General features: G+C 39.1%; 3 protein-coding genes and 1 pseudogene. 2 read left to right on the top strand and 2 right to left on the bottom strand.

Features of this window, described 5'->3' with window-relative positions; all coding sequences use genetic code 11:
• Positions 1–455: 455 nt before the first annotated feature.
• Entirely contained in the window at positions 456–1,583 is a 1,128-nt protein-coding gene (locus MD535_RS25255) for an HD domain-containing phosphohydrolase (RefSeq protein ID WP_237300835.1), read from the top strand.
• A gap of 187 nt (positions 1,584–1,770) precedes the next feature.
• Positions 1,771–2,367 (top strand): annotated as a pseudogene (locus MD535_RS25260) (tyrosine-type recombinase/integrase).
• A 164-nt stretch (positions 2,368–2,531) separates the two neighbouring features.
• Here the strand turns inward: MD535_RS25260 and MD535_RS25265 are convergent.
• Both MD535_RS25265 and gspS2 read right to left on the bottom strand, forming a co-directional pair.
• Positions 2,532–2,762, bottom strand: a complete 231-nt coding sequence (locus tag MD535_RS25265) for a hypothetical protein (RefSeq protein ID WP_004735670.1) — start codon at positions 2,760–2,762, stop codon at positions 2,532–2,534.
• A partial coding sequence (gene gspS2, locus MD535_RS25270) for a type II secretion system pilot lipoprotein GspS-beta (protein WP_265678048.1) occupies positions 2,763–2,969 on the bottom strand: 207 nt, incomplete at its 5' end.

The following is a 2,969-nucleotide window of genomic DNA, read 5'->3' on the forward strand; positions in this document are numbered from 1 at the left end:
AGTTCGACGATCACGAAAGAGCATGGGGCAATCCCTTTCCGACTCTCGTGCCTTTTGGCCACAGCGTATTAACCACTTCCGCTGTTTCATAACATAACGCACCTTATGCGGACACACTTATGTTCATCATGCTGACTACCTAGCACTCACCCGATTGTGGTTATCAGGAGGATCGTCCTCTCACGATTTTGATCCCGATTGGTCTATGACCAACCTTCGTTACATTGTCAGGCTCGCTACTTTATTCAGAGCCTTAGGTTCATCTGGTGATACAGATGGTTCACACATTAAGCGGTGAACAGCGCTTCATACGACTTCACGTCGCACGCCCCAATATTAGTTTCAGCCAGAACAAGCACTTTCTTAGCCAGCCTAAATTCTGCTAATGTCAGATGAAATACGCGAAAAAGAACTAGACTTAAAGTTAATATCGATTTTAACGGACTGAAAGCTCTATGAGTATAGATTTTCTTACAAGAAAGAAATATTTAACGAGTCATGACTTCTATCGAGATCTCATTGATTTTTTTGTACAAGAAGCCAAGAGCGATATCGGATATTTCCACTTCTATTCTCATACTAACGAAGAAATCGTATTAAATGTTTGGTCAACCTCTGTTTTGGAACATTGCCATTGCAGTTATGAAACTCACTACCCACTATCATCTGCAGGAATATGGGCAGATAGTATAAGAATGAAAAAGCCCGTAATACACAACCACTATGATGCAAACTATTCCATAGATGACTCTTTACCGAAAGGCCACATAAAACTAACTCATCACTTCAGTCTTCCCGTAATACAAAATAATGACGTAGTTGCAGTCATCGGTATAAGCAACAACAACGAACCATACACTCATGACTTCGTAAGTTATTTTTACAGTATGATCAATGACATCTGGCCTCAGGTACAAACAAAGGTAAGTAAGATCGAATCTGGATTAGCTAAAAACAAGCTAGAATTTGATTCTTCTACCCCAATCGCGATTATGACTAATATGCTAGGCGCAATATCTCGTGCGCTTGAAATTCGTGATGAATACACTTCCTCTCACCAACGTAATGTCGCTCATATATGTAATCTTATAGCTGATAAACTTTCACTAGAAGACTCTGTTAAAGAAGGACTAGTCATTGGAGCATTGGTTCACGACATCGGGAAAATTACGATCCCGTCTCAAATCTTAAATAAGCCTGGGAAGCTCATGCCAGCAGAGTACAAGTTACTCCAAAGTCATTCAGAAGTAGGAGCAAAGATTTTTCATGAAGTAATTTTTCCTTGGCCAATCGTCGAAATGATCGAACAGCACCATGAAAGGTTGGATGGCTCGGGCTACCCAAACGGATTCAAAGGGAATGAAATTTTACTTGAGGCTCGGATTATAGCTGTTGCAGATACCTTCGATGCTATGGCAAGTGATAGACCATATAGGAAGGCTGTCGGAGCGGAGAAAGCTATCAATACCTTAGAACAAGGCCGAAATAAACTATACGACCCCTGTGTAGTAGACGCTTTCCTTACTTGCTACAAAGAAGATGAGACTTTAGGTGGGTTGTATACACCTGTGAATTTACAATAAAAATGTGGCACAAATGTAGTAATAATCTTTAGCCACGCTCCAAGTTAGCTTGTTCCTAATTGCTAAAGAGTTTGGTTTGCCATAAAAAGGTAATTCGAACATACTCAATTTAAGTAATTGCCCTAAATTATTTTTGTCCATTTCCTTGCAACTACAATCGTGATGACCAATCAAAAAGGAGGCCATCATGGTAGTTTTCAACAAAACGAAACGAAGTGGCGTCAAAAAGCCTTTTCGACTTGAGGAAATTTGGCGGATCAGAACCAGATTAGAAATTGAAAATAATTTGATGCGGCTTGCGTTGCTCAACTTAGCTATTGATAGCAAACTTAGAGCAAGTGACTTGCTCGTTCTCAGAGTTTGCGATGTATCTTCGCAAGATAGGATATTTAACCGCGTTAAGCATATCCAGCGCAAAACAGATATTGAAGTTCAATTTGAGATAACGACAAGAACGCAACAGAGTCTAATGAAATGGATTTTGATGGCTTCGCTACATGACAGCAATTTTATTTTCCCAAGCCAAAGGCGAAAGCAATAACCGATTAGCTATTCGTACTATCGATACTTAGTGAGGAGATGGGCTTCTAATCTGGGGTTGAATCCTAACTTGTATGGCACTCACTCGATGAGGCGAACAAAAGCAACGTTAGTCTACGCAAAAACGAAAAATATCCGAGCGGTGCAGATACTACTTGGTCATACCAAGGTAGATAATACAATCCGCTATCTTGGGGTTGAATTAGAAGATGCATTGTTGCTTTCAAAAGGTACTGAGTGTTAATCGAAAAGGAACCTAAATACTTAGTTGTTTCAATTGCCATTACGCTGAAAGTTGTTACCCATTCACCTCTATACTTGATTATTTTCAATACGTTAAGTGCAAATACTACTAATCTGTCCAAGGTTTAGAGGACCTTGAACAGATTAGGCATACACAAGCTTAAATTAAACGTTGGAACGCGCGTTTTTCTTCTTTGATTTATAGGCTTTCATTGAGATTTTTAAAGCAAGCTGTTTTTGTTTAATTGAAATGAGTTGTCTAGTTACGACCTTATGGTGTAACTCTGTGATAAAGTTTTTTTCCCAAGGCGTAAGGCGGTCAAACCTCAATAAAATAGTGTCATTGAGTACATTGAACAACTCGTATTGGCTTTTATCCATTCGACTGCTAAGCATTCAATTAGAGCACTTAGCTAGAGAAATGACGTTAAGGCTTTCTACTTTCTCATTTTTTCCTAAGGTAATGATTCGATAAGAGATCCCGTTGTCTAATAAAGGTCTTATTTCGATGTTGTCACAAAAACTAACGGCGACTTTTTCTACTAAGCGGTCCATATTCAACGTTTTCTTTTTTATGAAAACAAGAGTGACACTATTGCCCTC

The sequence above is a fragment of the Vibrio qingdaonensis genome (assembly GCF_026191675.1).
Taxonomy (GTDB): domain Bacteria; phylum Pseudomonadota; class Gammaproteobacteria; order Enterobacterales; family Vibrionaceae; genus Vibrio; species Vibrio qingdaonensis.

Bases quoted from the DNA above. Each gene is read 5' to 3' on its own strand.
- MD535_RS25265 (WP_004735670.1), bottom strand. From the start codon at position 2,762: ATGCTTAGCAGTCGAATGGATAAAAGCCAATACGAGTTGTTCAATGTA.
- MD535_RS25255 (WP_237300835.1), top strand. From the start codon at position 456: ATGAGTATAGATTTTCTTACAAGAAAGAAATATTTAACGAGTCATGAC.